Origin of the sequence: Micromonospora sp. NPDC047707, assembly GCF_040704235.1 — a bacterium.
Taxonomy (GTDB): domain Bacteria; phylum Actinomycetota; class Actinomycetes; order Mycobacteriales; family Micromonosporaceae; genus Micromonospora.
The window spans coordinates 1-2,379 of record NZ_JBEYSU010000120.1; the positions used below are offsets into that span (position 1 = coordinate 1).

2 protein-coding genes are annotated in these 2,379 nt (G+C 70.1%); both read right to left on the reverse strand.

Features of this window, described 5'->3' with window-relative positions:
• The coding region (locus AB0873_RS32230) for a hypothetical protein (RefSeq protein WP_366604549.1) at positions 1 to 82 on the reverse strand (82 nt) is incomplete at its 3' end.
• 43 nt (positions 83 to 125) lie between these two features.
• Complete coding sequence (gene acs / locus AB0873_RS32235; protein WP_366604547.1) at positions 126 to 2,114, reverse strand: acetate--CoA ligase; 1,989 nt, start codon at positions 2,112 to 2,114, stop codon at positions 126 to 128.
• Positions 2,115 to 2,379: the final 265 nt, after the last annotated feature.

A 2,379-nucleotide genomic window follows, 5' to 3' on the forward strand; every position in this document is an offset into this window, starting at 1 on the left:
GGTCCAGGATGCACTCATGGGCGACGAGGCCCTTGTTGCCCGCGTACAGCACCGGGAAGTGCCCGCGCAGCCGCGCCGCCACGTAGTTCGGCGCGGACCGCCACCCACCCGGAGTACGCCTGTCGTCAGTCCTCGTCGGACTTGCCGCCGCCCATGCCCGTGGAGATCAGGTCCATCACGGACGAGTCCTGGAGCGTCGTCACATCGCCGAGCGACCGGTGCTCCGCCACGTCCCGCAGCAGCCTCCGCATGATCTTGCCCGAGCGGGTCTTCGGCAGCTCCGGAACCAGCATGATCTGCCGCGGCTTGGCGATCGGACCCAACGTACGGGCGACGTGGTTGCGCAGGTCGGCGATGAGCTGCTCGCCCGCCTCACCGGCGGTGTCCGCGTTGCCGCGCGGGATGGCGAACGCGACGATCGCCTGCCCGGTGGTCGGGTCGGTCGCGCCGACGACCGCCGCCTCGGCCACCGACGGGTGCGACACGAGCGCCGACTCCACCTCCGTGGTGGAGATGTTGTGCCCCGACACCAGCATCACGTCGTCGACCCGGCCGAGCAGCCAGATGTGCCCGTCGTCGTCCTTCTTCGCGCCGTCACCGGCGAAGTAGACCCAGTCGTCGCCGGTGTTGGCGCCGGCGCCGAAGCGCGACCAGTACGTCTCCAGGAAGCGGTTGTCGTCGCCCCAGATCGTGCGGAGCATCGACGGCCACGGCTCGGTGAGCACCAGGTAGCCGCCGCCACCATTCGGCACCGGCTGGCCCTGGTCGTCGACGACGTCCGCCTTGATCCCCGGCAGCGGGGTCATCGCCGAGCCGGGCTTGGCCTCGGTCACGCCGGGCAGCGGCGAGATCATCATGGCGCCGGTCTCGGTCTGCCACCAGGTGTCCACGATGGGCAGCTCGCCCCGGCCGACGTGCTGCCTGTACCACATCCACGCCTCGGGGTTGATCGGCTCGCCGACGCTGCCCAGCAGCCGCAGCGACGTGAGCTCGAAGCCGGCGGGGATGTCCTCGCCCCACTTCATCATCGTGCGTATCAGCGTGGGCGCGGTGTACAGGATGGTGACCCGGTACCTGTCGACGATCTCCCAGAAACGGCCCTTGTGCGGGGTGTCCGGGGTGCCCTCGTACATGACCTGCGTCGCGCCGTTGGAAAGCGGGCCGTACACGATGTAGGAGTGGCCGGTGACCCAGCCGATGTCGGCGGTGCACCAGTAGACGTCGGTGTCCGGCTTCAGGTCGAAGACGGCGTGGGTGGTGTACGACGCCTGGGTCAGGTATCCGCCGGTGGTGTGCAGGATGCCCTTCGGGCGGGCGGTGGTGCCGCTGGTGTAGAGGATGAACAGCGGGTGCTCGGCGTCGAACGCCTGCGGGGCGTGCTCCGTCGACGCCGTCTCCACCGTCTCGTGCCACCAGTGGTCCTTCTCCGACCAGGCGACCTCCTCGCCGGTGCGGCGGACCACGAGCACGTGCTCGACCGACGGGCACTGCGCCACCGCCTCGTCGACGGTCGGCTTGAGCGCGGACGGCTTGCCGCGCCGGTAGCCGCCGTCGGCGGTGATGACCACCTTCGCCGTGGCGTCCTGGATCCGGTTGGTCAGGGCGTCGGCCGAGAAGCCGCCGAATACCACGCTGTGCGTGGCGCCGATCCGCGCGCACGCCAGCATCGCCACCGCGGCCTCCGGAACCATGGGCAGGTAGATCGCCACCCGGTCGCCGGCCGTCACCCCCAGGTCGGTCAGCGCGTTCGCCGCCTGGCAGGTCAGCTCGTGCAGCTCGGCGTACGTGATGGTGCGGGTGTCGCCCGGCTCGCCCTCCCAGTGGATGGCGACCTTGTCGCCCCGCCCGGCCTCGACGTGCCGGTCGAGGCAGTTGTACGCCACGTTGAGCCGCCCACCGACGAACCACTTGGCGAACGGCGGCTTCGACCAGTCGAGCACCTCGTCCCAGCGCTTCGCCCAGGTGAGCCGGTCCGCCTGCATCGCCCAGAAGGCCAGTCGGTCGGCGTCCGCCTCGCCGTACGCCTCGGCGGTGACGTTGGCGTTCGCGGCGAGTTCGGCCGGCGGCGGGAACTGGCGTGTCTCGTTCAGCAGATTGGCCAATGCCTCGCTCATGCCGTACTCCCTCGTCGCTCGGGGTGACCTGCGTCTCTCGGTGCAGAGGTTAGCCGGGCAGAGCGTTCGCAGGCGACCGCCGAGCGCCGAGCGGCCACTGAGGCGCGCCGGGCGGTGGCGGTGCAAGGAAGGGCCCTTGTTAACGCTTTCGGTAGCGGAAGGGTCCCTTGTTAGAGCGTGTTTGAGAAGGTCTGTTGTGGACGGCGTGGCGGCATGACATCCACCGCCGTGGCGGGCAGGGTGACGCGGTGTCTGCTCGCCGTGG

What these genes read in the sequence shown, in the direction of transcription:
- acs (WP_366604547.1), bottom strand. Translation starts at nt 2,114, where the DNA reads ATGAGCGAGGCATTGGCCAATCTGCTGAACGAGACACGCCAGTTCCCG.